Annotated in this window: 32 protein-coding genes; 21 read left to right on the top strand and 11 right to left on the bottom strand. The window is 50.0% G+C overall.

Going from position 1 to position 25,315, the window contains the following annotated elements:
- Positions 1-64 precede the first annotated feature (64 nt).
- From AC8GE9_RS08165 to vapC, 6 genes are all read left to right on the top strand, one after another.
- Positions 65-2,485 carry a TOTE conflict system archaeo-eukaryotic primase domain-containing protein gene (locus AC8GE9_RS08165; protein WP_506676660.1) on the top strand — a complete coding sequence of 807 codons (2,421 nt, stop codon included), beginning with the start codon at positions 65-67 and terminating at the stop codon, positions 2,483-2,485.
- Between the two features lie 58 nt (positions 2,486-2,543).
- On the top strand, positions 2,544-2,774 hold the full coding sequence (locus AC8GE9_RS08160) for a hypothetical protein (protein ID WP_506676659.1): 231 nt from the start codon (positions 2,544-2,546) through the stop codon (positions 2,772-2,774).
- Between the two features lie 245 nt (positions 2,775-3,019).
- On the top strand, positions 3,020-3,403 hold the full coding sequence (locus tag AC8GE9_RS08155; protein WP_506676658.1) for a type II toxin-antitoxin system RelE/ParE family toxin: 384 nt from the start codon (positions 3,020-3,022) through the stop codon (positions 3,401-3,403).
- Positions 3,381-3,704: a helix-turn-helix domain-containing protein gene (locus tag AC8GE9_RS08150; protein WP_506676657.1), complete on the top strand. Its 324-nt coding sequence runs from the start codon at positions 3,381-3,383 to the stop codon at positions 3,702-3,704. Before AC8GE9_RS08155 ends, AC8GE9_RS08150 begins: the two co-directional genes overlap by 23 nt.
- Positions 3,705-3,853: 149 nt before the next feature.
- A complete protein-coding gene (vapB, locus tag AC8GE9_RS08145) occupies positions 3,854-4,090 on the top strand; it encodes a type II toxin-antitoxin system VapB family antitoxin (RefSeq protein ID WP_506676656.1) in 237 nt (78 codons plus the stop codon).
- A 2-nt stretch (positions 4,091-4,092) separates the two neighbouring features.
- Positions 4,093-4,494: a type II toxin-antitoxin system tRNA(fMet)-specific endonuclease VapC gene (vapC, locus tag AC8GE9_RS08140; RefSeq protein WP_506676655.1), complete on the top strand. Its 402-nt coding sequence runs from the start codon at positions 4,093-4,095 to the stop codon at positions 4,492-4,494.
- Positions 4,495-4,527: 33 nt separating this feature from the next.
- On the opposite strand, the gene AC8GE9_RS08135 is transcribed toward vapC, so the two are convergent.
- The 3 genes from AC8GE9_RS08135 to AC8GE9_RS08125 all read right to left on the bottom strand — a co-directional run bounded on the left by AC8GE9_RS08135 (position 4,528) and on the right by AC8GE9_RS08125 (position 5,921).
- On the bottom strand, positions 4,528-4,881 hold the full coding sequence (locus AC8GE9_RS08135) for a hypothetical protein (protein ID WP_506676654.1): 354 nt from the start codon (positions 4,879-4,881) through the stop codon (positions 4,528-4,530).
- Positions 4,882-4,975: 94 nt separating this feature from the next.
- The gene (locus tag AC8GE9_RS08130) at positions 4,976-5,332 is read right to left on the bottom strand and encodes a hypothetical protein (protein WP_506676653.1); all 357 of its coding nucleotides are present in this window, start codon (positions 5,330-5,332) and stop codon (positions 4,976-4,978) included.
- The gene (locus tag AC8GE9_RS08125) at positions 5,325-5,921 is read right to left on the bottom strand and encodes a DUF6088 family protein (RefSeq protein WP_506676652.1); all 597 of its coding nucleotides are present in this window, start codon (positions 5,919-5,921) and stop codon (positions 5,325-5,327) included. The genes AC8GE9_RS08130 and AC8GE9_RS08125 overlap by 8 nt, the downstream gene beginning before the upstream one ends.
- A gap of 486 nt (positions 5,922-6,407) precedes the next feature.
- Here AC8GE9_RS08125 and AC8GE9_RS08120 point away from each other — a divergent pair, with 486 nt between their 5' ends.
- Positions 6,408-6,584 (top strand): hypothetical protein, encoded by a 177-nt coding sequence (locus tag AC8GE9_RS08120; protein WP_506676651.1) that lies wholly within the window; start codon positions 6,408-6,410, stop codon positions 6,582-6,584.
- Between the two features lie 66 nt (positions 6,585-6,650).
- On the opposite strand, the gene AC8GE9_RS08115 is transcribed toward AC8GE9_RS08120, so the two are convergent.
- The 5 genes from AC8GE9_RS08115 to AC8GE9_RS08095 form a co-directional block, all read right to left on the bottom strand.
- Entirely contained in the window at positions 6,651-7,145 is a 495-nt protein-coding gene (locus AC8GE9_RS08115) for a GNAT family N-acetyltransferase (protein ID WP_506676650.1), read from the bottom strand.
- The gene (locus AC8GE9_RS08110) at positions 7,142-7,414 is read right to left on the bottom strand and encodes a type II toxin-antitoxin system TacA family antitoxin (RefSeq protein WP_506676649.1); all 273 of its coding nucleotides are present in this window, start codon (positions 7,412-7,414) and stop codon (positions 7,142-7,144) included. The genes AC8GE9_RS08115 and AC8GE9_RS08110 overlap by 4 nt, the downstream gene beginning before the upstream one ends.
- Before the next feature lie 557 nt (positions 7,415-7,971).
- The gene (locus AC8GE9_RS08105) at positions 7,972-8,250 is read right to left on the bottom strand and encodes a type II toxin-antitoxin system RelE/ParE family toxin (RefSeq protein WP_506676648.1); all 279 of its coding nucleotides are present in this window, start codon (positions 8,248-8,250) and stop codon (positions 7,972-7,974) included.
- Positions 8,250-8,459, bottom strand: coding sequence for a TA system antitoxin ParD family protein (locus AC8GE9_RS08100; RefSeq protein ID WP_506676647.1), 210 nt, complete (start codon positions 8,457-8,459; stop codon positions 8,250-8,252). Before AC8GE9_RS08100 ends, AC8GE9_RS08105 begins: the two co-directional genes overlap by 1 nt.
- Before the next feature lie 87 nt (positions 8,460-8,546).
- Positions 8,547-8,963, bottom strand: coding sequence for a DUF6088 family protein (locus AC8GE9_RS08095; RefSeq protein WP_506677136.1), 417 nt, complete (start codon positions 8,961-8,963; stop codon positions 8,547-8,549).
- On the opposite strand from AC8GE9_RS08095, the gene AC8GE9_RS08090 reads away from it, so the two are divergent.
- Positions 8,868-9,122, top strand: a complete 255-nt coding sequence (locus AC8GE9_RS08090) for a hypothetical protein (protein WP_506677149.1) — start codon at positions 8,868-8,870, stop codon at positions 9,120-9,122. The two genes, AC8GE9_RS08095 and AC8GE9_RS08090, sit on opposite strands and share 96 nt — an antisense overlap.
- 285 nt (positions 9,123-9,407) lie before the next feature.
- Here AC8GE9_RS08090 and AC8GE9_RS08085 read toward each other — a convergent pair whose 3' ends face one another.
- Together AC8GE9_RS08085 and AC8GE9_RS08080 are read right to left on the bottom strand one after the other, a co-directional pair.
- Positions 9,408-9,584, bottom strand: a complete 177-nt coding sequence (locus AC8GE9_RS08085) for a PIN domain-containing protein (protein WP_506676646.1) — start codon at positions 9,582-9,584, stop codon at positions 9,408-9,410.
- 3 nt (positions 9,585-9,587) lie between these two features.
- Positions 9,588-9,761 (bottom strand): type II toxin-antitoxin system Phd/YefM family antitoxin, encoded by a 174-nt coding sequence (locus AC8GE9_RS08080; protein ID WP_506676645.1) that lies wholly within the window; start codon positions 9,759-9,761, stop codon positions 9,588-9,590.
- Between the two features lie 488 nt (positions 9,762-10,249).
- On the opposite strand from AC8GE9_RS08080, the gene AC8GE9_RS08075 reads away from it, so the two are divergent.
- Complete coding sequence (locus AC8GE9_RS08075) at positions 10,250-11,689, top strand: UbiA family prenyltransferase (RefSeq protein WP_506676644.1); 1,440 nt, start codon at positions 10,250-10,252, stop codon at positions 11,687-11,689.
- Positions 11,690-11,900: 211 nt separating this feature from the next.
- Complete coding sequence (locus AC8GE9_RS08070) at positions 11,901-13,091, top strand: hypothetical protein (protein WP_506676643.1); 1,191 nt, start codon at positions 11,901-11,903, stop codon at positions 13,089-13,091.
- A gap of 68 nt (positions 13,092-13,159) precedes the next feature.
- Here the strand turns inward: AC8GE9_RS08070 and AC8GE9_RS08065 are convergent, their stop codons facing one another.
- Entirely contained in the window at positions 13,160-13,873 is a 714-nt protein-coding gene (locus tag AC8GE9_RS08065; protein WP_506676642.1) for a glycosyltransferase family 2 protein, read from the bottom strand.
- A 122-nt stretch (positions 13,874-13,995) separates the two neighbouring features.
- Here AC8GE9_RS08065 and AC8GE9_RS08060 point away from each other — a divergent pair, with 122 nt between their 5' ends.
- The 11 genes from AC8GE9_RS08060 (at position 13,996) to AC8GE9_RS08010 (ending at position 25,257) form a co-directional block, all read left to right on the top strand.
- On the top strand, positions 13,996-14,415 hold the full coding sequence (locus AC8GE9_RS08060; RefSeq protein ID WP_506676641.1) for a hypothetical protein: 420 nt from the start codon (positions 13,996-13,998) through the stop codon (positions 14,413-14,415).
- Positions 14,416-14,439: 24 nt separating this feature from the next.
- Positions 14,440-15,402 (top strand): hypothetical protein, encoded by a 963-nt coding sequence (locus AC8GE9_RS08055; protein WP_506676640.1) that lies wholly within the window; start codon positions 14,440-14,442, stop codon positions 15,400-15,402.
- Between the two features lie 24 nt (positions 15,403-15,426).
- Entirely contained in the window at positions 15,427-16,578 is a 1,152-nt protein-coding gene (locus AC8GE9_RS08050) for a hypothetical protein (protein ID WP_506676639.1), read from the top strand.
- Complete coding sequence (locus tag AC8GE9_RS08045) at positions 16,578-17,300, top strand: glycosyltransferase family A protein (protein WP_506676638.1); 723 nt, start codon at positions 16,578-16,580, stop codon at positions 17,298-17,300. Before AC8GE9_RS08050 ends, AC8GE9_RS08045 begins: the two co-directional genes overlap by 1 nt.
- Complete coding sequence (locus AC8GE9_RS08040; RefSeq protein WP_506676637.1) at positions 17,297-18,646, top strand: glycosyltransferase family 4 protein; 1,350 nt, start codon at positions 17,297-17,299, stop codon at positions 18,644-18,646. Before AC8GE9_RS08045 ends, AC8GE9_RS08040 begins: the two co-directional genes overlap by 4 nt.
- A gap of 214 nt (positions 18,647-18,860) precedes the next feature.
- Positions 18,861-19,760 carry a hypothetical protein gene (locus AC8GE9_RS08035; RefSeq protein ID WP_506676636.1) on the top strand — a complete coding sequence of 300 codons (900 nt, stop codon included), beginning with the start codon at positions 18,861-18,863 and terminating at the stop codon, positions 19,758-19,760.
- 12 nt (positions 19,761-19,772) lie between these two features.
- On the top strand, positions 19,773-20,966 hold the full coding sequence (locus AC8GE9_RS08030; RefSeq protein WP_506676635.1) for a nucleotidyltransferase family protein: 1,194 nt from the start codon (positions 19,773-19,775) through the stop codon (positions 20,964-20,966).
- Between the two features lie 77 nt (positions 20,967-21,043).
- Positions 21,044-22,792 carry an ABC transporter ATP-binding protein gene (locus AC8GE9_RS08025; RefSeq protein WP_506676634.1) on the top strand — a complete coding sequence of 583 codons (1,749 nt, stop codon included), beginning with the start codon at positions 21,044-21,046 and terminating at the stop codon, positions 22,790-22,792.
- Between the two features lie 185 nt (positions 22,793-22,977).
- Positions 22,978-23,679 (top strand): glycosyltransferase family 2 protein, encoded by a 702-nt coding sequence (locus tag AC8GE9_RS08020; RefSeq protein WP_506676633.1) that lies wholly within the window; start codon positions 22,978-22,980, stop codon positions 23,677-23,679.
- Positions 23,680-23,746: 67 nt separating this feature from the next.
- Positions 23,747-24,166 carry a PqqD family protein gene (locus tag AC8GE9_RS08015; RefSeq protein WP_506676632.1) on the top strand — a complete coding sequence of 140 codons (420 nt, stop codon included), beginning with the start codon at positions 23,747-23,749 and terminating at the stop codon, positions 24,164-24,166.
- A 26-nt stretch (positions 24,167-24,192) separates the two neighbouring features.
- Complete coding sequence (locus AC8GE9_RS08010) at positions 24,193-25,257, top strand: hypothetical protein (RefSeq protein WP_506676631.1); 1,065 nt, start codon at positions 24,193-24,195, stop codon at positions 25,255-25,257.
- Positions 25,258-25,315 lie beyond the last annotated feature (58 nt).

Here is a 25,315-nt window from a genome sequence, read left to right as displayed (position 1 = left end):
AGTGAAAACTATCCATCTTCGGCCTGCGGTTAGTTTGTTTCCATCATCTTAAAACGAGCCGTGTATGTCAAAGACCGAAGCTGAACTCATCCAGTTACGTGCTGAGAATAGCTTGCTGAAGGCCTTGCTTGCACAACACGGTATCGCGGTGCCGCAACCATCAAATTCCGACATTAGCTCCGTTGGCGATTCCGCGCTGCAACCCAATGCCAATGAGTTGTCACCCAATGCGAAGGTCAAACTCTTCCGACGACTCTTTCGCGGGAGGGAGGATATCTATCCAGTTCGCTGGATAAGCAAGACGACGGGAAAGCATGGGTATTCGCCCCTCTGCGCCAACAAATGGCGACCGGGCATTTGCAAATTGCCGACCATAAAATGTAGCGAGTGCAGTCATAGCCTTTATGCGCCCGTTACCGACAGCATCATTCGCCAGCATCTCAGGGGCGAGATCACCGCCGGCGTGTATCCACTTCTGATCGACAACCGATGCTATTTTCTCGCCATCGATTTTGATGAAACGGATTGGCGCGAAGACGCCCGTGCAGTACTGCAAACCTGTCTCGACAATGATCTCCCCGCAGCATTGGAAATCTCGCGCTCCGGCTCGGGTGCACATCTTTGGCTATTTTTTGCGAACGCGACGCTGGCAAGGGATGTGCGGCGGCTAGGGGCGGCGCTGATCAGCGCGACCTGCGCCCGCACTAGGCAGTTGGCCCTTAAATCGTACGACCGCCTGTTCCCGAATCAGGACAGCATGCCGAAAGGCGGGTTTGGCAACCTGATCGCCTTGCCGTTACAAAAGGAGCCCCGTGAACTTGGACGCAGCGTCTTTGTCGACGCGAACTTGCAGCAGCTCCCCGACCAGTGGGCGTTCCTGGAAAACATCAAGCCACTTCCGCAAAGCCGTATCGAAACTGCGCTGACCAAACTGGTTGGAGACCGCCATCCGCTCGACATCGCTTATGCCGAGGTGCCGGAAGAGAATGCTGACGCCCCATGGGTACGACCGGCCAAGCCTGATGTCAAACTCAACGGTATCATGCCGAAAGCGGTTAAGGCGACAATCGCCTCCCAATTGTTCATCGAGAAGGCCGGCTTACCGCAACCCTTGATGAACCGGCTAATACGGATTGCGGCGTTCCAAAATCCGGACTTCTACAAACTTCAGGCCACGCTCAGGTCCACATGGAATACCCCCCGGATCATCAGCCGCGCAGAAAACCACGAAAAATTTCTGTCGTTGCCGCGAGGTTGCCTGACCGATGTCGAGGCATTGCTTGCCGTAAATCAAATTGAGCTCCGTTTAGACGACGCGCGTTCGATGGGGCAACGAATGAACGCGACGTTAAACGGCGTGCTGCGCCCGGATCAGCAGGAAGCACTCGAAGCTGTCACAAAACATGATTTCGGCATGCTCATTGCACCCACCGCATTTGGAAAGACGGTCACCGCAGCGGCCGTTATCGCTAAAAGAAAGGTCAGTACCTTGGTGATTGTCCACCGCGCCGACCTGATGCGGCAATGGCAGGAGCGGCTTGGCAGTTTCGTCGAACTGGACGAGCAAAAAATTGGCCTGATCGGTGCCGGGAAAAAGAAACCCACCGGCATGCTCGATATTGCAATCATTCAAAGCCTGGCGCGTCGCGACGATCTTCCTGAATTGTTCAGCCAATACGGGCAGGTGATCATTGACGAGGCACATCATTTAACCGCAGAAACATTCGAAGCGGTCTTGAAGCAAGCTACTGCACGCTTCGTCCTCGGGCTCAGCGCTACTCCCGTTCGCAGCAACGGGCACCACCCGATCATCTTTATGCAGTCGGGTCCCGTCAGGCATATCGCCAAGCGCCCGGCACACGTCCCGGATCAGCTGACGGTCCGGATTCGCCATCTTCCGACCCCGCCCATTCCGCCACACGCCAGCATTCAAGAGGTCATCCGGCTGCTGGCTGAGGACGATGATCGAAACGCACGTATCGTCTCCGACGCGACCAATTCCTTGAAGAACGGGCGGAAGGTGCTATTGCTTACCAAAAGGACAGAACACCTTGACCTGTTGCACACGCAATTGGCAAATGCCGAGTACCCTTGCTTCATGCTGCACGGCCGCATGAAGGTAAAGGAACGCCAGGCGATCATCAAGGCCTTGGAGGAGTTGCCGGAGGACACCCCGCACATACTGTTAGCCAGCGCCCAATTGGTCGGCGAGGGTTTCGATCATGCGCCGTTGGACACTCTTATCCTGACGCTGCCGATCTCATGGACAGGGACGCTGCAGCAATACACCGGCCGTCTACATCGTGACCACGCAAACAAGAGCGACATCTTGATTTACGACTACGTTGAATTGGACCATCCGCAACTCTACAGGATGTGGGAAAAGCGACAACGGGGTTACCGAGCGATGGGTTATCATGTTGATTCCAATCAACAGCAATTTCGCCTTGAATCCCTATGCCCAAAACCATCCGCGCGGATCTAAGCAGATCTAAGCAGATCTGCCTTCTAGGGGATTAGTTTAGGCAATAGAGTGTTGATCTATGAAAAAAATTAGCGAGCGTCAAAAACTGCTCGTAACAGATCTCATTGCCGAAAAGGGTCTGAACAGGTACGTCACCAATATCGCGCAAAGCGAACTCTCTGATCAAGACGTTGTGGACTATTACCATGATCTCTGGCACATGTTGAGCAGGTTCGCAAACAGCTGTGGAAAGTTCACGAGGCTCATCTCCTCGATGAGCGCACCGGCAAGACTCATGTCATGCAAATGAATGCGCGAGAATTGGCGAACCCGTTATTGATTGATCTGCTGGAACCATTTTTTACGCACTAAATGACAGAAGTCAGCAAAAGATCGTGGTCGAGGGGTCCCTTGGCCAATGGCGCGGCAGTCTGCAAGACGAAGACGTGGTGACACACTGAACGTGTTATCTGCAATTATTAATGGCCGAGAAGTGGGTGTTGGTGAAATACGCTCGATGATTGACGTGGATAGCACTGGGTGCTAGACTTCTTCATGCCTACTAAAGCCAAGTCGAGAGCGTTCAAGACAAAGAAGTTCAGTAAAAACGCCAAAAACGCACAAATTTCGGATGCCGAATTGTGCGAAGCTATTCAGGAAGTCATGGCTGGGCAGGCGGTTGACTTGGGCGGCGGAGTCTATAAGAAGAAGCTCAACAAGAACCAGCATCGCTCAATCATCCTCGCCAAGGGTGGTCAGTATTGGATTTATGAATATCTGTTTGCAAAGAAGGATCGAGACAATATCGATGATGCCGAGTTGGTGATGTTCAGAACGCTTGCAAAGGGGTATGAAGGGTTGACGAGGTTTCAGTTGACGAAGTTGATTGAGGGAAAACTTCTTGTGGAGATTTGTCATGACGATGAAAAAAAAGTTTAAAACCGATGCCTTCGAGGCTATCTATGAATCTGCCCTGGCCTTGCACAGTGTGGGCGCCATTGACAAGGCAACCATGCGTGAATTCGATGAGACCTGTCTCGTCAAGACGCCTATTTACGAGGCGAAGCAAATCAAGAGAATCCGCGAAGAGGCCAAGGTCAGCCAGCCGATTTTTGCCATGTATCTGAATACGAGCGAATCAACGGTTCAAAAGTGGGAGGCAGGGACTAAAAAGCCCAGTGGTATGGCCCTCAAACTGCTGGATATCGTTCACAAGCATGGCTTGGCAGTGCTCGCTTAACCTGAATCTTTCCTCACTGATACCCCGGCATCATCCAGGAGCTATGAGGGTTGGTTTGAAACGGGTCGCCTCTGTACCACCAATAACGATGTCCAACTGTGTATTCACCGAAATGCTATATACCAATGCTATATACATGGGAGTAGGTGATGACAATAGCGATTACCACGGTGTTTACCAACAATCGAAGCCAAGCTGTCAGAATGCCTGCTGAAGCCCGTTTGCCTGATGAAGTGAAAAAGGTCATCGTACGTATTCGAGGTCGGGATCGGATCATTACACCGATTGAAAATACATGGGATAACTTTTTCTTAAATGGCCCCTTAGTATCTGATGACTTCATGAATGACCGCGGAGTACAAAAACCCGTTGAGAGGGAAAGCTAGTAATGCTCAAGTATTTACTTGACACTAACATTGTCAATTATGTTCTAAAGCGCAGACCTAAGGAAGTGCTGGAAATTTTTAATACGAACGCCAGTCGCATGGCGATTTCTAGCATTACCTTATCTGAGTTGATTTATGGCGCAGAAAAAAGTCTAAACCCCGATAAAAATTTAGAGGCAATTGAAGAGTTTGTTAGCCATCTCGACGTGCTCCCCTATGAAGCCAAGGCATCACAACACTATGGTCAAATCAAAGCAGCCCTAGAGAAGAAGGGTGAAATCATTGGTGTGAATGATATTCATATTGCAGCTCATGCCATTAGCCAGGGTCTCATATTAGTAACCAACAATTTGCGAGAGTTTAAAAGGGTTCCAAATTTAGCGCTTGAAAATTGGGTATTGTAATTAGGGGTAGTTATGAAAATTGAAGACGTCTGATCAGTGGCTTCGAACGTTTGTGCCAACTGTCTGTGTTTGCTCAAGAAGCATGGGGACGTTACTCGGGCTGTAGACAGAGCCATCAATGTTTACCACGCGCCGGCGGATGCTTCCAATGTCTCTGGAGTCCCTTAGAAGGTCTCGCATCAGTAGGGCCTGAACGTCGATGACCACAGGGGTCGTGATGCCGTCGGTAGGTACGGCGTCGACCATGAATTCGATCGCGCTCTTGTGGTTTAGCAGCATGACCGTGTCTTCATCGATAGGGCCTGCATGCTCAGCCAGATCAAACAACGCCTTGGTGTCGATTAGGCTTTTGCCATTACCCTCTAGACGCGATGATGACCACGACAAGTCGATGAGTTGTTGCCGTCATTGAAACTGAATCCTTATGCGTCTCGCAAAGTTTTACTTAAGTACGAGCGAGAACTCTAATCTAATCATTATTCTATGGTGGTTGTTTAGCATTGGCCCTCTGCTGGATCGCTTGGCATCGCTCCATCAAAGCTTCGAATGGCTCGGCGTCATCGAGGAATAAGCCGTCATCGACCATGTGTTGATAGTCGGTAGCCAATTTGGCCAACGCGCCGTCATTCGGTACAAGCTGGAGCCCACCTGCGACCGCTGCGTGATAATCGATGGCGTCGCCGTACGTGTTCTTTTCTGCAAAAAACACACTCTTATGGTCGGCAACGGCGCGTGCAAGAGCTTTGTCCACGATGGCTGCGGCGGCGAAGCCGGCAGCATCCAGTCTCGTCACGTCGTGCAGGCGTTCGGCGGTGGGGAGTTGGAAGAATTCAATCATAGGCCACCAGGGCGCTGACCTCTTGGGCCATCCACGTCGGCAGGCGCGACCGCGCCGAAGCGACTTCTTTCAGTTCGGACGGTGGCAGTTTGGCGCGCAACTTCTGGATCGCTTCCCCGGCTTTTTCCGGGCCAAGCCAAGCCAGTGCCCGCACTACCTCGCCCGCAGCCCGCCCAGGAAAAATCAGTTGCCAAATTGGCGCGTGTCGGAACTCGACCATCTGAGCGCCCAATTTTAAGCGGCGGCTAGGGCCGGACGTGAGATAGACCGCTCGCATTGGGACCTGCGTGGTCAGACCCAGCGCGTTGGCGGCTGCGGCGCCGTGTGACACGATGGTTTCGCCACGTTGGTTTGCCAAGCCTTCGACCATCTTGACGGCCGACGGCGCGCGGGTGCCGAAGCGGCTTTCGATGGGCAATACATAGATGCCGCGGCCGGCACGCAATAGGGTGCCACGCTGCACCAGGCGGGACAGCACTTGATCCACGGCTGCACGATTGCCTAAATGCAGCAGCTCTTTGGCGACCAAAGGCGTGCCCTCCGGCGCTCCGGCGGCGTGCTCCAAGACTTGTTTGGCGAGGGTCTGCATGGCAATATCTCCTGACTGGTAGAAGTATGACATGATTTCTGACACTTTTCAAGTCCTAAATCTCTGGAGTGCAAAGTCAATCAAAGGCCTATGAGCTTGAAGCTGAATGCTTTTTCGACATTCTGGACTGCAGTCACCAATCCCTCGATATGGCAGGATGTGGACGGCATGTTCTGTGAGCGTGGGGGACCTCATTGTCACGCGCGATGGAAAGCTTGCTGACGACCGCGTTTAGGCACCGAGTTGACTATGAACAAACACGGTTCATAAAAGCTGACCACAAAAGCTTAAATACAGTTCAAGCTTACCCAAACGGCGTCAACCAGCGCTCAAAAAAAGATTCACAGTTCTTGCTGTAAAGTGACCAGACAATGCCCGAGAGTTGGGATTGGATTAATGATGGCCGGGTAGGCGGTTGGTATGAAGGGTTGACGAGGTTTCAATTGACGAAGTTGATTGAGGGAAAACTTCTTGTGGAGATTTGTCATGTCGATGAAAAAAAAGGGCGGTTTCAAGTTTAATACCGATGCCTTCGAGGCTATCTATGAATCTGCCCCGGCCTTGCACAGTGTGAGCGCCATTGACAAGGGTCAGCCAGCCGATTTTCGCCATGTATCTGAATACGAGCGAATCAATGGTTCAAAAGTGGGAGGCAGGGACTAAAAAGCCCAGTGGTATGGCCCTCAAACTGCTGGATATAGTTCACAAGCATGGCTTGGCTGTGCTCGCTTATGGCTTGCTGGTATTCAATCGCAGCATCAGTGTCATCGGATGCAACGGCGACGACTGAAAACCATAGCGCTCGTAGAACGCCTTGGCTTGGTCGTGAAGCGCATGTACCAGCAATGCTCGGACACCGGCGTTCTGAGACACCACCACTGCCCGATTAACGGCGTCTTGCAGGAGGGATGCGCCAAGCTTTCTACCCTGTGCTCGATGATCAACCGCCAGTCGAGCCAGCACCATCACCGGAACTGGATCAGGCATATTCCTTCGCACCGAGCTGGTTGCCATCTGGTGCGAGGCAGCGCCTGCGGCCATGGCGTAGTAGCCGTAAACAAGGCTATCTTGGTCTGTCACGACAAACGTGCGGCTGGCACCGCTCATTTGGTTGGTCATTGCGCGGCGCTTGAGCCACTCGTCGAGAACGGCCTCGCCGCACTCAAATTCGTCCAAAATGTGGATGGCCGCGAGCGGCTGAGGTGCGTTGAGTTTGAAGCTCATGCCTTGACTGTGACCCACGGAGCTGCCACGGACATGAGGCGCTCAAGCCCTGGATTGTGGCTGGGCGGGGCGTCGAGCATTGCTGTGAACTGCTGGAACTTTTCGGCATTTAGGCTGAAGAACACTTGGTCAAGTACTACCGCCTGCGCTTTGTCGCAGGCGGCCTCGAGCATGAAGTCTGAACGGTTCTTGCCCAGCAAAGTTGCAGCGTGATCAATCAAGTCTCGCTGCGCGGGCAGTGCCCGTAGATTAATCGCGGCGTCGCGCATGGTTTTCTCCTTTGAGTGAATACACAATAGATACACGAAGAATAGCCGAGCGTGTAGCTGTTGTCAATACGCGACACACCTTGTTCCGCAATCAATCCAGCGTTGAGGAGGTCTTTCAATATCCGGTTAAGGGACGGCCGGGGAATCTGAGAGCTTTGTTCGAGGGTGCCTGGCTGCACGAATGAACTTGCGGCAAGTTCCAGTGCAAGTACGGCCTCATGGCGAGACGACAAAGATGATGCGGTCATGGAAACTGAATCCTTGTGCGTCTCACAAAGTTTTACTTAAGCACGCGCAAGAACTCTAATTTATAGCGCTTGTGGTGCTGCTACAGTCGGCGGTGCGCTGTCAACACGAGAGAAATGCCCCTTCGGCAGTAGTGGATCAAAACGCTGGTCAGTAGCAGTCAGCATGTTGTGCGATGGCGTCGCGGACGCGGCGCTGGTCACAACCGATGAGGAGGCAATGACGCAAGGGGTCTTGAGGGAAGGCTAGCCGTGAGCGATCAGCTCAACCAAGGCCTAACCGTCAGATCAAATCGAAACTACTGCACCTAATTAGTGGTCTGTGCGTTTGAGATCACGGTAAAAATTTTCATGCGGCCCCACCATCAACAATTTGAGTGTGCTCTCGTCTAACACTCGGTAGGCGATCAAGCAAAGCAGGTGACCCATTCGAAATTTGTAAACCTGCACACCGGCCAGATCGCCAACTTTGGCTTCTCCGGCTTCAGGTTGGCTGACGATGGTTCTGACAGCCTCGTCTAGCACGATCTTTTGTTGCTTGTGTAGTTTCTTGACGGCGCGCTCGAAAGTGGGAGTGATAAGGATTTGCATCAGTTGAACTGGTACTCACCCACAGGCTCTTCCTGGTCAGCGATCAAGATATCGCGGATAACACTAAACGGCAAATCAGGGTTTTCTGCAGCGATTTTGCCGATTTGTGACCAGTATTCGATCTGCTTGGGCACCGAACGGTGCTCAATAGCGCCATAGCGCTTGGCGGTTTCGACCAAGTCATCAGACAATTTGACATTGATAGACATCTTGAACTCCTTAGTAAGGGTTCATTTTAGCATAAAAGGTTCCCAAATGGAACCCTGGCTGCGCTGCCTTTTGGGCGACAACGGAAATCAATTTGAGCTGGGGCAGCATTCAGGCAATTGATCCGGGCTATCGACTGCCCATGCACTAGACCAACTCAACCGCGTTACGTAACACGCCCGGGCGAAGATCAGATCGCTTGCCCGGCTTTTTCCGGGCCAAGCCAAGCCAGTGCCCGCACTACCTCGCCCGCAGCCCGCCCAGGAAAAAATCAGTTGCCAAATTGGCGCGTGTCGGAACTCGACCATCTGAGCGCCCAATTTTAAGCGGCGGCTGGAGCCGGACGTGAGATAGACCGCTCGCATTGGGATCTGCGTGGTCAGGCCCAGCGCGTTGGCGGCAGCGGCGCCGTGCGACACGATAGTCTCGCCACGCTGCTTTGCCAAGCCTTCGACCATCTTGACGGCCGACGGCGCGCGGGTGCCGAAGCGGCTTTCGACGGGCAATACATAGATGCCGCGACCGGCACGCAATACGAGCGGAAGTTCCTAGAAACAGATCGCGCCGCTCAGCATCACTTGCGTGCGGTGTCGATCGGCACATCGGGATCTTTCAGATATGCCTCATCCCTCGATATGGCAGGATGTGGACGGCATGTTCTGTGAGCGTGGGGGAACTCATTGTCACGTGTGATGGAAAGCTTGCTGACGACCGCGTTTAGGCGCCGAGTTGATTCTGAACAAACGCGGTTCATAAAAGCGGTTCACAAAAGCTGACCACAAAAGCTTAAATACAGTTCAAGCTTGCCCAAACGGCGTCAACCAGCGCTCAAAAAAAGTTTCACAGTGTGGTCCTGCCCGGCCATACAGTCTTGCATTGCTTCCGTAGGCCCACACCCGATGAGGAGGCAATGATGCAAGGGGTCTTGAGGGAAGGCTAGCCGTGAGCGATCAGCTCAACCAAGGATTAACGATCTCAACACCGGCCTGCGCAAAATCCCGAACATTGCGTGTCACCAGTTTGCAGTCGTACGCTCGCGCAGTCGCTGCAATGATCGAGTCAAATGCTGCCATGGGTTTGCCGTTGGCTTCAGCTTGTACCGTCATCTGCGACCAAGCTCGAGCCACGGTTTAACACACCATCAGGTGTGGGGTCTGCCCACTCAAACGACGGTATTCAGCAGCGGAAACCATGACCACGGCCTCTTGGCCTCGACGAGTGACGAGCTGTGGGCCCTCTTTGATCGTTCGCTCAACCACCTCGCTGAAGCGGCTCTTTGCCATTTGTAGTTGCCAAGTGTGCATGATGTCAATTCCAACTAGTCAGTCTAGTCATTATTGTTGTGCACATGCACAAGACTATCAAGGTGCATATTGGAAGCGCCCTGAGCTTGGGCCAGAAGCTTAGACCGAACTCGATCGATGGGGTGAGACTTGGTCGGCTCAGTGTCTCGTCGCAGAGAGCCTTTCCCGATTTGGTAGCAATAGATCCACTGGGTGATGATGTGCTGTTACAGGCTGGGGGTTCAGTATTCAATCGGCACCAACACCCTTATCATCGCGTCCTACCGAGACTCGTTCGTTCTAATGCTCAATTCTTGCTCGGCTTGAGGACGCAATCAAATCTGCGAAAGTAACAGGGCAGCGTGTGGATGAAATAAATTCAACGTAAAGCGACACTCGCTATTAGTACCGCTGAGTCAAGACGGTATTAACCGGAGCCTTACGTTAGAAGCACTCATACAAACTAATTACTATAAACTGCAGATATAAAGCCCAACCACAGACGCACATTGGAAGCACGCACAAAAATAGACTCAGTCATCGCCGTTGATTTGGACGGAACAGTGACACTGACCGACACGCTGCATGAATCGGCGTTATGTCTGCTGCGTAATCAGCCCATAAATGTCCTGGCTCTGCCATTTTGGTTATTAGGGGGCAAAGCAGCACTCAAAGCCAAAGTGGCTGAAAACGTGAATTTAGATGTAACCACGCTGCCCTATAACAATGCGCTGATTGAGTGGTTAAAAGAAGAGCGGGTAGCAGGTAAACGAATCGTGCTGTGTACAGCAGCAGACGAGCGGGTAGCGCAGGCCATTGCAGACTCCTTAGGTTTATTTGACGAAGTGCTGGCAAGCGATGGGACAACCAATAACGCAGGTATAAACAAGCGGGCAGCATTAGAAGCAAAGTACGGGACGAAGGGCTATGACTACGCAGGCAATTCAGCGGCAGATATAGCGGTATGGGCAGGCGCACGGCATGCTATTGTGGTGAATGCTAGCGATGCGATTACCAAGCAAGCCGCCCAAGTCGCCACTGTATCTAAAGTCTTTCCGCCCCAAGCCGTGACACTTTCGGATTGTTTAAAGATGCTGCGGGTGCATCAGTACCTAAAGAATCTATTGCTTTTTGTTCCGCTGTTTGCCGCACACCAAATTAGTAATGTTCAATCGCTATCCACGCTTATTCTTGCGTTTGTGTCCTTTAGCCTGTGCGCATCTGCCGTTTACATGGCCAACGACTTATTGGATTTAGAAAGCGATCGCAAACACCCGCGCAAACGCCATCGTCCGTTTGCTTGCGCTGCCGTACCCATTAAGGTGGGGGTAGTGCTTGCACCACTATTCGCTGTTGCTAGTCTTCTATTGGGGCTTGTAGTAGGCGCTGCATTCACAGCGTGGTTGGTTGTCTACTTCTCACTCACTTGCGCTTATTCATTATGGCTAAAGCGCCTTGCCCTCATTGATTGCTTAACGCTAGCGGCGCTCTATACACTGCGCATTATTGCGGGTGCTGCCGCTGTCGCCATCACCTTGTCATTTTGGCTATTGGCATTTTCTGTCTTTATCTTCCTATCTCTTGCGTTTGTAAAGCGTTACGCAGAACTTCAGGTTCAAGCAGATGCGGGTAACAGCCACGCACAGGGCAGGGGCTATGCGGTCACAGACGCGCCGCTTATTCAGACTTTAGGTATTACGGCAGGATATGCGGCCGTACTCGTGTTGGCACTCTACTTACACGGTGAGACCGTAGTGCAGCTATACAAAACGCCATTTCTCATTTGGTTCGCTGTGCTAACTCTATTGTTTTGGATTAGTTGGGTATGGATGAAAGCGCATAGGGGCGAGATGCATGACGACCCTATAGTGTTTGCCATAAAAGATAAGGCAAGCCTCTTCGCTGCAGCACTCACAGCAGCAAGCTTCGTATTAGCAAGCATCTTTTAGCATGAGCAATCAATTGTCATAGCCGCTGCAATTGTGTTGCCATTTAAGTATGTAGCGGACAAAAAGCTCATTTTTAATTTTGCTGCGCAAGGAGTAGGTTATGGAGCAGGAGCGATTGGCCTGGCGCTGATTTTTCTAATGAAGTACAAGCTAGACAAACGATATTTTTTAAAAAACTAACTTTCTAAATTAATTAGCGAGAACGATAAAAATGAATATAAAAATTCAGAAAGAAAGTCTTTTGGAATGGGGACTAATAGCTATCGGGTTTCTCGTACCTCTAGTTTTTTTTAGTTCTTTAGAATGGAATCCCGAAAAATCAACACGAGAATTTATGAATAAATTTTTCGGGGCGGATGTTTGGCGTGTATTAGAGAACCTTAAAGATACTGACGAAATATCGCACCACAGAGACAATGTTCATCCCTATTTTTCGTTATTCGCAGTTTCTACTGCCCAACTTGGCGCTTTTTTATTTGGCATAGGAAGTGAATTTGGCACCTATCGAAATGTGTTTGGAACACTTGGCGCTTTTTTCTTTTGGTACTACCTATATAAAAAAACGGATGCGCTCTCGGCTTTCGCGGCGTTAAGTTTACTTCTCTCCACCATGACCGTCAGAGTTTGGAGCGTAGTACCAGAAACATTTCTATTTGGTTTTTTTACGTTAATGATTGCACTTAATGCAGCACGGCTTAATTGGAATCCAATTTTTGTAGCGATCACTTCTCTCTCTGGCACGATTACAAACGTTTTCTTTGGTTTGCTGTACGCATACAAGAGGTTTAAGTTGTCAAAAAACCTCGTCTTATTCGTTTTTTCATCCGCCCTCATATGCTTGTTTTTGTCTCTCTTGCAGCGAAATATCTACCCAAGCTCCGTGCATTTTTTTGACTTTTTACTTTTGAAGGGCGAGGCCATGTTCGTCAAAAGAGTATTGTCCGACATACCATTCAGAATCTTTGATTTTATATTTTCTGGATTTGTTTTGCCTATACAGGCTCGCCAATCACTTCCAATTATGTCTAAGCCAGTTTGGCTAGAGTTTTTTTACGGGGAAAACATCGGGCTAAGATCAAAAGTTGCGGTTTACTCGTCTTTAGCTTTGGTTAGCTTACTAATTGTGTCAGCAACTTTCAAAATTTGGCGAGAAAAAATTAATGACAACTGTTTGATGCTTATTGTTGGGTTCCTTGTTTTCCAGCTTATGCTTCATTGCGCATATGGTGACACGCCTTTTCTTTACTCGTACCACTTTTTGCCATTCATTATCATTTTTATGACGCAGTTTCAGAGTGGTATATGGAGAAAAATTTGTCCATTTTTGTTAGTGGCTCTTGCAGTGGCAATACAGGAGGTAAATCTTGCGCACTACGGCACTTTCAAATCACTCTTTTTTTGAGACGGAGTATGCGGCTCGGTATACGATGCGTTCGGACATTGACGAAGTAAAAACCTCTAAGCTGAGCTCTACACCTTTTCCCCAAGACGCTTTTTATTGATTAGCGCGCGGGCATGTGCGAGGAATACCGGTCTTATATATTTTTTTGCTTGAACTTTATTGTGACATAAATTGTCGTGTCCAACCCAGCGAGTCAGGATCTGCTTAGGAATTTGCGTGATGGTGATACCGTCGCGTTGTAAGCGAAATATCCAATCGGTGTCTTCCGACTGGCGCAAAGAGCCATCGATAGGGTATCTGTAAAAAATGCTTTTATCCATTGCCATGGCACCGAAAACATGACAAAACCTTGCCTCATCACGCAATGACTTTGCGACCCAAACAGGCCAAGCTAGCTCCGGCTCTATTCGTTGTGAGGTTTGTCCCATCACCACTTCAATATGATTTGCGCTGTTAAGTGTGCTTAGGAGCAACTCATATGCGCCCGGCAGCCACTCGTCATCTGAGTCTAGCCACATCACGATGCCACCTCTAGCATGCGAAAGTCCTGCTACTCGAGCTGCACCTACGCCGCGATTGACTTTAAATTCCACGAGTCGCAGCGGTGCATCCTGCGTGATGAAAGCACTTAAAACGTCGCGCGTGTTGTCTGTCGATCCGTCATCAACAACCACTATTTCAAGATTGCGATGTGTGCGCCACGGAATCGAGTTCAGACAGCGGGCCAGCCGATGTGCTCGATTGTAGGTTGGAACAATCACCGAAACCTCTACCTGTGTCATCAAAAACTCTTTTTCGACAATCTTTTATTATTGCTCAACGCAAAGGACTAGTGATATATTATTTCTCATTGATGAGTTAGTCTATCGCAGTATGCGGTTTCTTAGAGACTGAGCAAAATCCCATGATACGGTTCGAAATTGATACTAAGCGTTTTGCCAGTGACCCGTTAGAGGGTGAAACTATCATCATGGATATGGTCGCGGGACGACTGTTTCTGTTGGAAGAGGGTGCTGCCACTGTCTGGGACAATATCGTTAGAGGGGTGGCAAGAGATGAACTTCTTACTTTGCTTGGTTCTCGATACGGTTCAGAGGCTGTCATGGGGTGCGAGACCTTCCTTCAGCGTCTGTGCGAATTAGGATTGATCACAGAAACCCGCAACAGCCAAGAGGTAGAGATCGCTGCAAATTCTGAACGTTGGCCTGCAGTGATAGGCGAGTTTCGGCTGACCGAATACGATGACATGATTGATATCATCACGATGGATCCCATACATGATGTCGATCCCGATCGTGGCTGGCCCATCAGCCGCGATAGCTGACGTTCTGGTGGAGGCTCGCACGGCATGACCCGAATCCGCAGTTGGCTCGCCGGTCACGCCATAGATTTGTCCTTTACCAAAGGCACTGAGCCGCTTGCTGCTGCTTTTGCCCACAAAGGCTTCCAAGATCAATCATTAGCTGAACTCACGATATCTTTTGACGTAGATAAACACTTCGTGACGAGCGCCCTAAAAGAGAGCGAAAACGGGCTTTTCTGCGATCGGAGGACTGGCAAGTTCGCTTGGCTTTCATCAACTCCCCCTAATGTACAGACACTTTCTTTTGATGGCATTTCAGGAGGAAACACTGCTTTTGGGTCTTTTACTCTAGGTGATATCAAGGATTTGGATGGCAGTATTCGCACTCGACCAGGGATTGACATCATTTCTGCATGGGCTGCGAACCGAGGCATTCTACCCATACACGCCAGCGGTATTGCTCTTGAAGGTCGAGCCTTAATCCTCCTCGGGGTCGGCGGTAGTGGAAAGACCACAACTGCACTGGCACTTGCTCAGAGGGGCTGGGAATTACTAGGTGACGACCGTTGCTTCTTGTATCGTGAGGGTCTCCAAATAAAGGTGGCGAGTCTTTACGCCACCACTTTCCTGACCTCTGAGTCCTTGTCACGACTAAAGGCTGGTGATTGGCCAGACTTGGGCGACTCTCGCCACGGCAAACATGCGCGAAGCCTACCTTCAACTGCCCGAATCGCAGAGACCGCTAATCTCGTCGGCGGGATCTGGGTATCGCCAGATGCTCAAAGCCTTTACAAACTCCAACCTCTGAGTCGTCGCCAAGCGCTCGTGCCCTGGCAATTGGCACTCTCGCCCGCCCTTCATTCACTCGGACCATCACCGGCCTTGCTCAGAGGTCTGTCAGACTTGTCACATAAGGTGGTGTCTTGGCGCTTGGGACTCAACTGGGATTTCGATCAGATTGACAAAGTTTTTCGGGATATGGTTTCTAGGCAAACAAACAACCCATGAACTGTGTTGTAGGGTGTTGTAGCGATGCAGACAAACAAAAATACACTGGATCTTCTGGACGCTGCCGATACCCCGGTCGTTTGCATCATCTATAACCGCTGTCGGTTCGTACGTAATTTGATCAATACGTTACGTCCAATCAAACCACGCCGGATCCTCGTCGTTGCGGACGGACCTATTAGTAACAATAGCGAGGATCACCAAGCCTGTGAGTTAGCACGGGCCGAGGTGGAACGAATCGATTGGGAGTGCACCATTGAACGCGATTACGCCGATAGTAATCTAGGGTGTAGCAGGCGTATCGTGAGCGGCTTGGACTGGGCCTTCAGTTTGGTGGATAGGGCGCTCATCCTCGAAGATGACATCGACGCACATCCAGAGTTTTTTTACTGGGCAACTCATATGCTTGATGCTTATGAGGATCGTGACGATGTGGCCATGGTGTCTGGTCATAATCCTCTCGTACGCTGGCCACAGGTGCTTCAAAATAGCGCTGGAATCCCAAGCCGTCGTGGCGGCATTTGGGGGTGGGGAACTTGGCGTCACACATGGCACGCCGTGCAAAAAATCTCAATCGTAGGAGCCGCGAGACTTTCTGAATATGACGTTGCGAGCTGTGATTTCGAGCCGAGCCTTGGCGCACTCTACACACACTACCTTGAGTCAGCGCGTAAAGTACCAAATCTTTCTTGGGACTGTGATTGGACATTACGCATGGCCATGTCTGGACGGGTCGCCATTATTTCGCCGATTAATCTCATCCATAATCTGGGAGTTGGTGCTGATGCGACGCATACTAAGGATGGTGACGACTTAGTACTTTGCCCAGCGCGACCCTTAGCGTTGGCCGATTTTGCAACGGAAAGATTACTCTCTCCCACTACTCTTAGCCTTTTGCCCGCGGGTACTGACGATAGGGCTTTTGACCGAGCTCGGGTGCTGATCGAACTACTGGTGATGACGCGAGATCCGAATATGGCTAAGCGGCTTGCACGCCACCCCCATCTTCCGTTGGATGACGTTACGAAATTGCATCTGCTGCCATTTCTCCATCATAAAGAAACGCTTCATTGGATCGATCACATCGCCTCAGTGGCAGTTGATTCCATGACAGTTAAGCATTGGCGGCACGCTTTGGCTGATAGTCATGACCCATCAGCGCAGGAGAGTAAATAATGCCTGTGTACCCAGGTCGCTCAAGTATCTCAGTCATCGTTGCGAGCCTGAATGCTGCGCCAACGATAGATGCAACCTTAGACAGCATCATCGCGGCGTTTAAATCCGATAACAATCACGAGCTTGAATTGATTTTGGTTGATGGAGGTTCGCAAGATGGGACCGTCAGACGCGTTGCGGCCAGACGCAATGAGATCGCAAATCTCAACATAGTTCATCAAACATCGCGAGGGATAGGTGCAGCCCGCAACCAAGGCATCGCAGCTGCGACATCATCGTTGATTGGGTTTTGTGATGCGGATGATGTGTGGACACACGATGCTCTTACCCTGAAATATGAATCGCTCGATAAGACTCCATCAGCGTGGGCTGTAACCGGCCAAGTTTCGTTTCGAACGGTTCAAGGCGATAATTCTGCAGCGCATGCGCGCCGTTGCGCTGGTTCGGAGCATCTCGGTTACACACCAGGTGCACTACTGATTCGTCATGAAATTTTTTCACTGGTAGGACCCTTTGACAACTCGCTGCGCATTGGCGCAGATAGTGACTGGATGATGCGTGCAGTGCAAATGCTTGGACCGCCATTAATCATCCCTCAGACTGTCCTCGAAAAAGGGCTTAGGCCTGGCAGCCTTTCTACCGATGTTGTGACCTATCGTCAGGAAATGATGTTGATCGCTAGACGCTTTATTGAACGCACTCGCCATAAAGTTGATCCATGAAAATCCTTCATATTATTCCCCGCTGGATTGGTGGAGGGCCTGAGCGTGCCATATTGGAAATTGCAAAATACGACCGTAGCCAGGGCGAGACTATCCAGCGCAAGGTCTTGGTGCTGGATAAGCCTATATCCGCGCCACTCTTTACCATGGCTCGTCGAGCTGGCATTGATTTGGTGACAAAGCTGGATGCGCAACGGCTAGAAAGTGAGTTTGATGCGGCAGATATCGTTGAAGTCACCTATTGGAATCATCCACTCCTTCTTGATCTTCTCCGAAAGCCCTTGCCACCCTCCCGTCTGCTCATGTGTTCGGCGATTGCGGGGAATACGCTGCCGCACATGCTTTTTGATGAACTCGTCGCCTTTGCCGATAGCTGGGTGCTCTCTGCGCCGCTTGGATTGGGGGCTCACCTCTTGGCTCATGAACATGTCACGCATATTCCAGCCCTTGCAAATATGTCGCGTCTAAACTCGTATGCACCCAAACAACACGATGGCGTACGCATTGTTTATCTCGGTGGAATCGCCACGACAAAACTTCACCCCGATTTTTCAGACATCGTGGCAGGTGCCTCTAGTCCTGACATTCATTTTGACCTTTTTGGCGATGCTGACCCTGCGTCTCTAGAGGACCTGAAAAAAAATCTTAATAACCGCGGTGTTTTAGATTGTGTCAGTTTCCATGGCCATGTAGAGAACATTGCTGGCGCTTTTGCCCTGGCCGATATCTTTGCCTATCCTTTAGCCCCTGGCAGTTATGTCACAAGTGAGAAAGCTCTTCAAGAAGCGATGTGGGCGGGCATCCCTCCTGTACTCATGGCTGGGACTGCAGCGACGGGTTGGATTGAACATAATGTGACAGGTTTTATCTGCAACAACGTCACTGATTTCGTCACAACGCTTAGACGCTTGGCCAGTGATCCAAGTCTACGCCGTCGTATCGGTCAGGCTGCACGTAACGCATCGCGTAAGCTTTTTGATCCCGCTGCCAATGCAACAACGATGGCCCGTGTTTATTCAGACTTGATGAGTCGCCCTAAGCGAGAACGTCCTCCTATTCTTGGTGCGGGAAACTCTGCTGCAGAATGCTTTTTACAATCCCTCGGAGACGCAGCCAAGTTTTTTCTTGAGTTAACTGAAAGGGGAGTGAGCGGACTGACACCAATCCTCAATTTGAATATCGATATTTTGTTGCGCGGGGAAGGGGGGTTGATGCACTATGCCAAGACCTTTCCCAATGACGCAGAAATAGCAAACTGGGCGTTACGTCTTACAAAAATTCACTCGCACAAATCATCTAAGATTGAGCGAACACAAGAATTTGGAAAACATATAATTGAATATTGAGCCGCCAGTTTGTCAGTTAGAGGAGCGGAGGGCCGCTCGTTATGTTTTATGCATGCCCCGCGGCTGCGGCTTGAATGATGTTCTGTGCCAGATTTGGCACTCCTATCAGTACGCAAAGGCCCAAAATCGAATACTCCTTGTGGACACGCGCGTATCTGGTTTAGCTGATCGACTTAGCCGCTACATGACGCCCGCGCAAGGATGGGGTTCAGACATGATCGAACTCGATCATTCACATTGGGCGCATCTCAACCAATTGACCTGTTATCCTAAAATAGCTGAGGGTTGCTTGGACCTTTTGCCTCATATTTTTTTGGCAAGTTTGACTGCAGATCCGAATTTTGTTGCGACCAACCGCACACGCCTGAGTATGCAACTTTTACACCTCCAGCGACTTTGGCAATACCTTCAGAAGCCGTCTAAAGAGAACGATCCATTGCGTAAGCTTGCGTTTGTATTCGCTAGCCTTCGCATGAAAGTCACCAAACCCGATTATCATTTCTACGAGCCCTGTGAGGCGGATATCGTTGTTCATCACCGCTCCGGAGGAGGGGAAGAATCTTTTCATTGTTTGGGACTCATGAAAGCTACGGAATGGCTGAGCAAACACATTCACAAAACGATTGACGCACTTGGTAACAACTTTGATGCTATCCATGTTCGTCATACTGACTATCGAACTGATTATGAACCTTTCATACAGTCTTTGAAAGATCAACTTGCTGGCCGTCGCGTACTCGTTTGCAGTGATAACCCTCATGTGATTCGTTATATTATGAATGAACTCTCAGGATCCGAAGTCTTTACTTTCGAAAACACACTCGAACAAACCCCTTGCCAACTTGACGTCAGGCAAATTCATCATCGACCTGCCCACTATCAATGGCACCTAGCGTTAACAGAACGAGTAGAGCGAAACAAACGCGTTTTCGTTGACCTGTTGGCAATGTCTCGGGCGAACCATCTTCATTACCCCTCTGTCTCGCGCAACGGTTGGACCGGTTATTCGGGTTTCTCGCGATTGGCTTCAAATCTTGCTGAACATTCAGATGTTCGCGATACTTGGCTGGGGACACAAAATACATGTAGAGGTAATCAGGCGTCATTTGGCTAGGAGTCAAAAATAATGAGTTTGGTTTTTGGTTACGCAAATCCAGTGTTACAGAAGGTTTTATTGGAGTTGTGCTTCAGTGAAGAAGCGATCGACCCATTATTTAGAAAACCCCGTCTAAGCATATTGGACCAAGCGCTCAAGGATGATGTGCTCTCCGGTGAACAGTTACGGGTGTTGCCCCTGCTATACCGCTCGACCTCTTTGGATGGCATGAGCACCGAATCGGTTAGTAAGGTTGTGGGCATGTACAAATACACCTTTTGTCGCAACAACCTGATGTTGCATCGGCTCGGGCAAGTGCAAACCCTATTCACTCAGGCTGGTTTTGCGCCAATGATTGGACTCAAAGGGTTGCCAGCTATTGCCTATGTGCAGTTGGGGATTGGTGCGCGTCCCATGGCTGATGTTGATGTGTTGATTCCTCATTTCCACGAGCGCCCTGAGCAGGCTTTTACGATTTTAGATGAGTCTGGTTTCAAGCTAAAGGGCAGTGGTTTCCGATCTGTGACGATGACCTCACAGGATAAGCTTGAGTTCGATCTTCATTGGTATGTTCACGATTGGGCTCTTGGTCAGGATTTGGTTGATCGCATTATTGAATACGCCAAACCGCAATCACTTGGGTCGCAGTTGTTACGCATTCCCTGTGTCGAGCATCACTTGGCGCATACCATTGCCCATGGTGTGCTGACCAACACCTTGATCTATGATGCCCGCTGGGTTTTTGACACTGTTGCAGTTATTAAACGCGCTGAAAATATTGATATCGATCGGTTTGTCGAGTTTGCTAACCGCGTGATGGCACCGCAACGGATTCGAGATGCGCTTTCGGCGCTTGCAACGGAACTGCCCGATACCATCGCCATTGACCGAGCAAAACTTTGGCGTCTATATGACGCGGTCAGTACTAACCCGAAACTCGTTTCATGGCTTTATGAACAAGCGCCCGAGCCAAATCTACCTGCAGAGCAACGCCCCAGATCACCCCGATTAAATCCTATTAAGGCCATGCTTGTAGGCTATTTCTGGGTTCCCAGATACCTGCGCAAACGACAAGGTTTGTCGTTTTTAGACTATTTCCGTTGGCTTGAGGCATTTCCGCCGCGGACCCACAGAAATGCCTTGTGGCATTTCACCAAAAAGATTTTTTTGCGTGGCCCGGTATTTTTGTACCGAGTACTAGCACCAAAAATTTCAACAAAATGAACAGCTGCATTAGCGCAGATTTACGAGCATTATGGCGTTTACTCGGTGGCAATTGGCGACGGCGTTTTTGGGGGTTGATGCTGTTGTCGTTGGTCGCCTCAGCATGCGAGATATTATCGATAGGCTCGCTTCTGCCGTTTCTGGTCATACTGACAGACCCACAACAACTCTCTCATTGGCCGGTTGTTGGTCAATGGTTACAAACATCTGATCCAAGTTCTCATCAACCTGCCAAGATTATTGTCGTATTTTTGGGGTTGGCGTTCGGCATGGCTGTATTGACAGCTTCACTCATTCGCTGGTGGCTGTTTACGTCGTGTTCTCGTTACACCTATCAGCTAGGCGGCTTCATAGGACAAGATATATTTAGGCGAGCTTTGTTGCAGCCGTATGCTTTTCATTTAACCAAGACCTCAAGTGAGATCATCGATGTGATTACCAGTCGGGTGCAGATGTTGGTGAGCTCGGTATTGATGGCGGGGTTACAGTTGCTGACCAGTTTGGTAATGGTGCTGGCGTTTGCTGGCGTTTTGTTGTGGATCAACCCACAGTTGGCTGGCACGGCACTGGTCGGCTTTGGGCTGGTGTACCTGCTCATATACCGAGCCAGTCGCTGGTATTTGTCCGCCAACAGTAAGAGCATGTCGCAGGTAGGTGACAAGCGCTACAAAATGCTGCAAGAGGGGATGGGTGGCATACGCGATATTCATATTGATGGCACACACGAATATTTCGTTAATGCTTTTAAGCAGGCGGACGAAGTGTTTCGACATGCCCAAAGCCAAAATGCCATCATTAGTGCCAGCCCAAAATACTTGGTTGAGGGGTTGGGTACGCTTTTCTTGGCTGGGCTTGCGGTGGCTTATGCCACCCACTCACCAGATACGCAAACTGGCTCACCAAGTTTGACCAGCATCGTACCTATGTTGGGCGTACTGGTCCTATCCGCACAGCGTTTATTGCCCCTGATGCAGCAGATTTATGCCGGCTGGACCAGCATTCGTGGCATGGCGGACACTCTGCACATCGTGCGACAGTGGTTGCAATTGGAGGTGCCACAGCAGGTACCTCTACAGCCATCACCACAGCCCCTACCAATGTCAATAACGCCCTTGTTAAAACCTGTAAAGCCTGGGGTCTCCAAAGCTTTCATTGAGTTAAATGACGTGAGCTTTGCCTACCAGCCAAGCATGCCACGGGTGCTTAACCACATAAACTTAACAATTTATCAAGGACAAACTATTGGTTTGTTCGGAACCACGGGTGGCGGCAAGAGCACATTACTCGATATTTTGATGGGCTTACTTGAGCCGACGACTGGGCAATTGCTTGTGGACGGCAAGGTTCAATATTCAGCCAATAGCAACCCAGACGCAGGCGCTTGGCGAAGACATATTGCGCATGTGTCGCAGCATATCTTTCTGGCGAATGCATCCATCACCCGTAACATTGCTTTTGGATTGCCATCTGAAGCAATCGATCATGACAGAATACAGTTGGCGATTGTGCAAGCGCATCTCTTTGAATTCTGCGATTCTTTGCCTCAAGGGCTTGATACCGAAATCGGTGAGCGTGGCATACGGCTTTCAGGCGGCCAACGCCAGCGTATTGGTATTGCACGTGCCTTATATAAAAGGGCGAGCCTACTCGTACTTGATGAGGCCACTAGTGCGCTGGACCCTATAACGGAAGAAGCGATCACGCAGTCATTGGCTAGACTTCATCCGGAACTTACCATTGTGATGGTTTCGCACCGGCCTAGTGCGTTAAAGCATTGCGATGTGATTTATCGAGTTGAGCAGGGTAGGTTGCATTATGAGCGGTGAAGACACCACATCAGAGCAGCTTAATTAGTGGTCACTTTGGTATCGAAATCCATACCAGTCGGATCACAACAGAGCCTCGCTACCTGCGCTAAGGAAAATTATGGAGACAAGCAGTCAAGATAGTGCGATATTAAGCCTACTTTTGGACAAACATTTTGTCGCAAAGCGTTCCATTCTTCAAACACATGTCCAATATCAGCGTGATCATTCCGGCACACAATGCGGCCAAATTCCTTTTTCAAGCCATTGAAAGTGTCTTAGCTCAGCGCGATGTCGCTGTAGAAGAAATATGGGTGATCGATGACGGTTCTGATGACGATACGGCCGCGATAGCATCTCGATATGGCTCTGTCGTTCATTGTCATAGCCAGCCTAGGTCTGGCGCAGCGGCGGCTCGTAACGTGGGTGCTAGCCTGGCTCGCACACAATGGATTGCATTTCTGGATGCTGATGATGTGTGGTTGCCTAAGAAGTTATCCGAGCAGTGGGCCTTGCTCGCTCAGGTACCCAATGGATTGGCCTGTGTCGGCCAGTGGGAAAATTTTCTGTGTCAATCTCTCGATAGTCAAATGGTAAAACGGTTGCGTTTCCCGCCAGGTGTGCAGTCAGTGCCGATGGCCACGACCTTATTAATCAGCAAGGAGTGCTTTAATGAGACTGGCGGGTTTGACGAATCTCTGATGTTTGGTGAATTTGTGGACTGGCTGTTTCGAGCACGTAGCCAAGGTGTCGAGTTTCATTGCGTGCCGAGTTTAGTCGCCAAAAGAAGGGTGCATGGGGCTAATCACTCCATAGATCGAGAGGTTCGCGCGCAGTCTTTATTGCGATTGGCTATAAAGAGAGTTAGGGTGCATGCTCTCCGAGATGAGTTGGCTAAGGGGCTCTAAGTAATGGGCTCTAAGTAAGTGGCTCTAAGCGTAGATTTTATTTTAACCAGTCGAGGATGAGGTCGAGATGAGTGCGTATAAGTTGGCAGGTGTAAACATTGTTTTCGAAGTTTTTGATGGTGAGATCGTGGCTGTTCACCTAGACTCGGGAAAGTACTACAGCTTAAAAGACACTGCTGCCTATGTGTGGAACGCGATGATGGCAAAGCAGTCTAGTCAAGCGATCGCTCAGCGATTAAGTGCACATTATCAGCTTGATGAAAAGCTGACCCTTAGTCAAATTGATGATTTTATTCATCAGTTGGTTCAAGAAGGTTTGCTGGTGGCCAACGATGGGCCGCCTGATTCTGCCAGCTTGCTAGAGCATCCTCAAGGACTTTATGTTGCCCCTACGTTTGCTGTGTTCAGTGACATGCAAGAGATACTTTTGTTAGATCCAGTTCATGATGTTGACGATTCAGGGTGGCCAGTTGCGAATAAGCGTTAACTCTTAACTGGTTCGGATACCGATTGATGCGTCCAGCTGATAATTACTCGCTATGGCTGGCTGCAACACAGGCTTCAGCTCAAGCAGGGACAACAACCCATGTTTTTGATGTGGCTGGAATCACCATCCGGGCGAGGTTGCATCATGAAAGCCTCGTGCTGCCCTTTCTCTCAGCGATTAGTCACCTCTCATCGTCATTAGCTGACGCTGGGTTGGATGATGGGTATGTGATCGACATATGGGATAGTTGCCATTCGGGCGTTCAATTTCCGCGTTTCCATCATGACATCGATGACGTGATGCCCAGAGGCGAAGTGCCCGCATACAGTGGTGACGGAATAAGCTTTGCTTACTTTGCGCACGCACGAATGGTTCAAATTTTGGATCAATCCAAAAAGCACGGCATCGTGGCACTGGTCAACGCACAAGCCTTGCCCGCCTTTGAATTAGCGTGTCCATTACGAGGTATTTTGTCTTGGGTCTTGCGCTATAACGGTATGGCTATGATTCACAGCGCTGCGCTTGCCGATGAGGATGGGAATGCACATTTAATTATCGGAAACAGTGGTGCAGGTAAGTCGACAACCGCGATCAGTTGCTTATTAGCTGGCATGCATTACATCGGCGATGATCTTTGTGCCCTAGGTCAGGGTGAAGATGGCCTGATTTATGTTCACAGCCTTTACTCGTCGGGTAAGACTTATCAATCTGAGTGGAAATTTTTGCCACAGTTAGAAAAGTTGACGTTGCCACCAGGTTTGCGTATTGATGAGTTTCACAAAGAAATTTATTTTTTTTCCCATGATGAGCGACTTAAAACTCAGTTGTGTCGCTCAGGTAAGTTACAAACCATTTTTGTACCCTGCAAGGAAGGTAGTGTGAAAGCAACCGTTCCGACGGTTGCCTCACTGATCAGTCTGACGATGGGATCGACACGTGAGTTGTTGCCAGATGCTGGCTTTGAAGGACTGACAATACTGGGCAAAGCATTTCGACAGGCGCAGGTCGTGTCACTACCTCTTAGTCATGACAGGCAGTGTCCTGTGCCGCGAGCGCTCGCCACGCGGCAGCTACAGCAAAGGTCGGGATGATGAAACTTTGCTTCATTGGAAACAGCGTCAGCGCACAAAAGAACTCTTACAGGGATTT

This window comes from Zwartia lucis, assembly GCF_965234455.1.
Taxonomy (GTDB): domain Bacteria; phylum Pseudomonadota; class Gammaproteobacteria; order Burkholderiales; family Burkholderiaceae_B; genus Zwartia; species Zwartia lucis.
The sequence above is the reverse complement of the archived record's forward strand: the minus strand, read 5'-3'. Positions and strand labels throughout refer to the sequence as shown.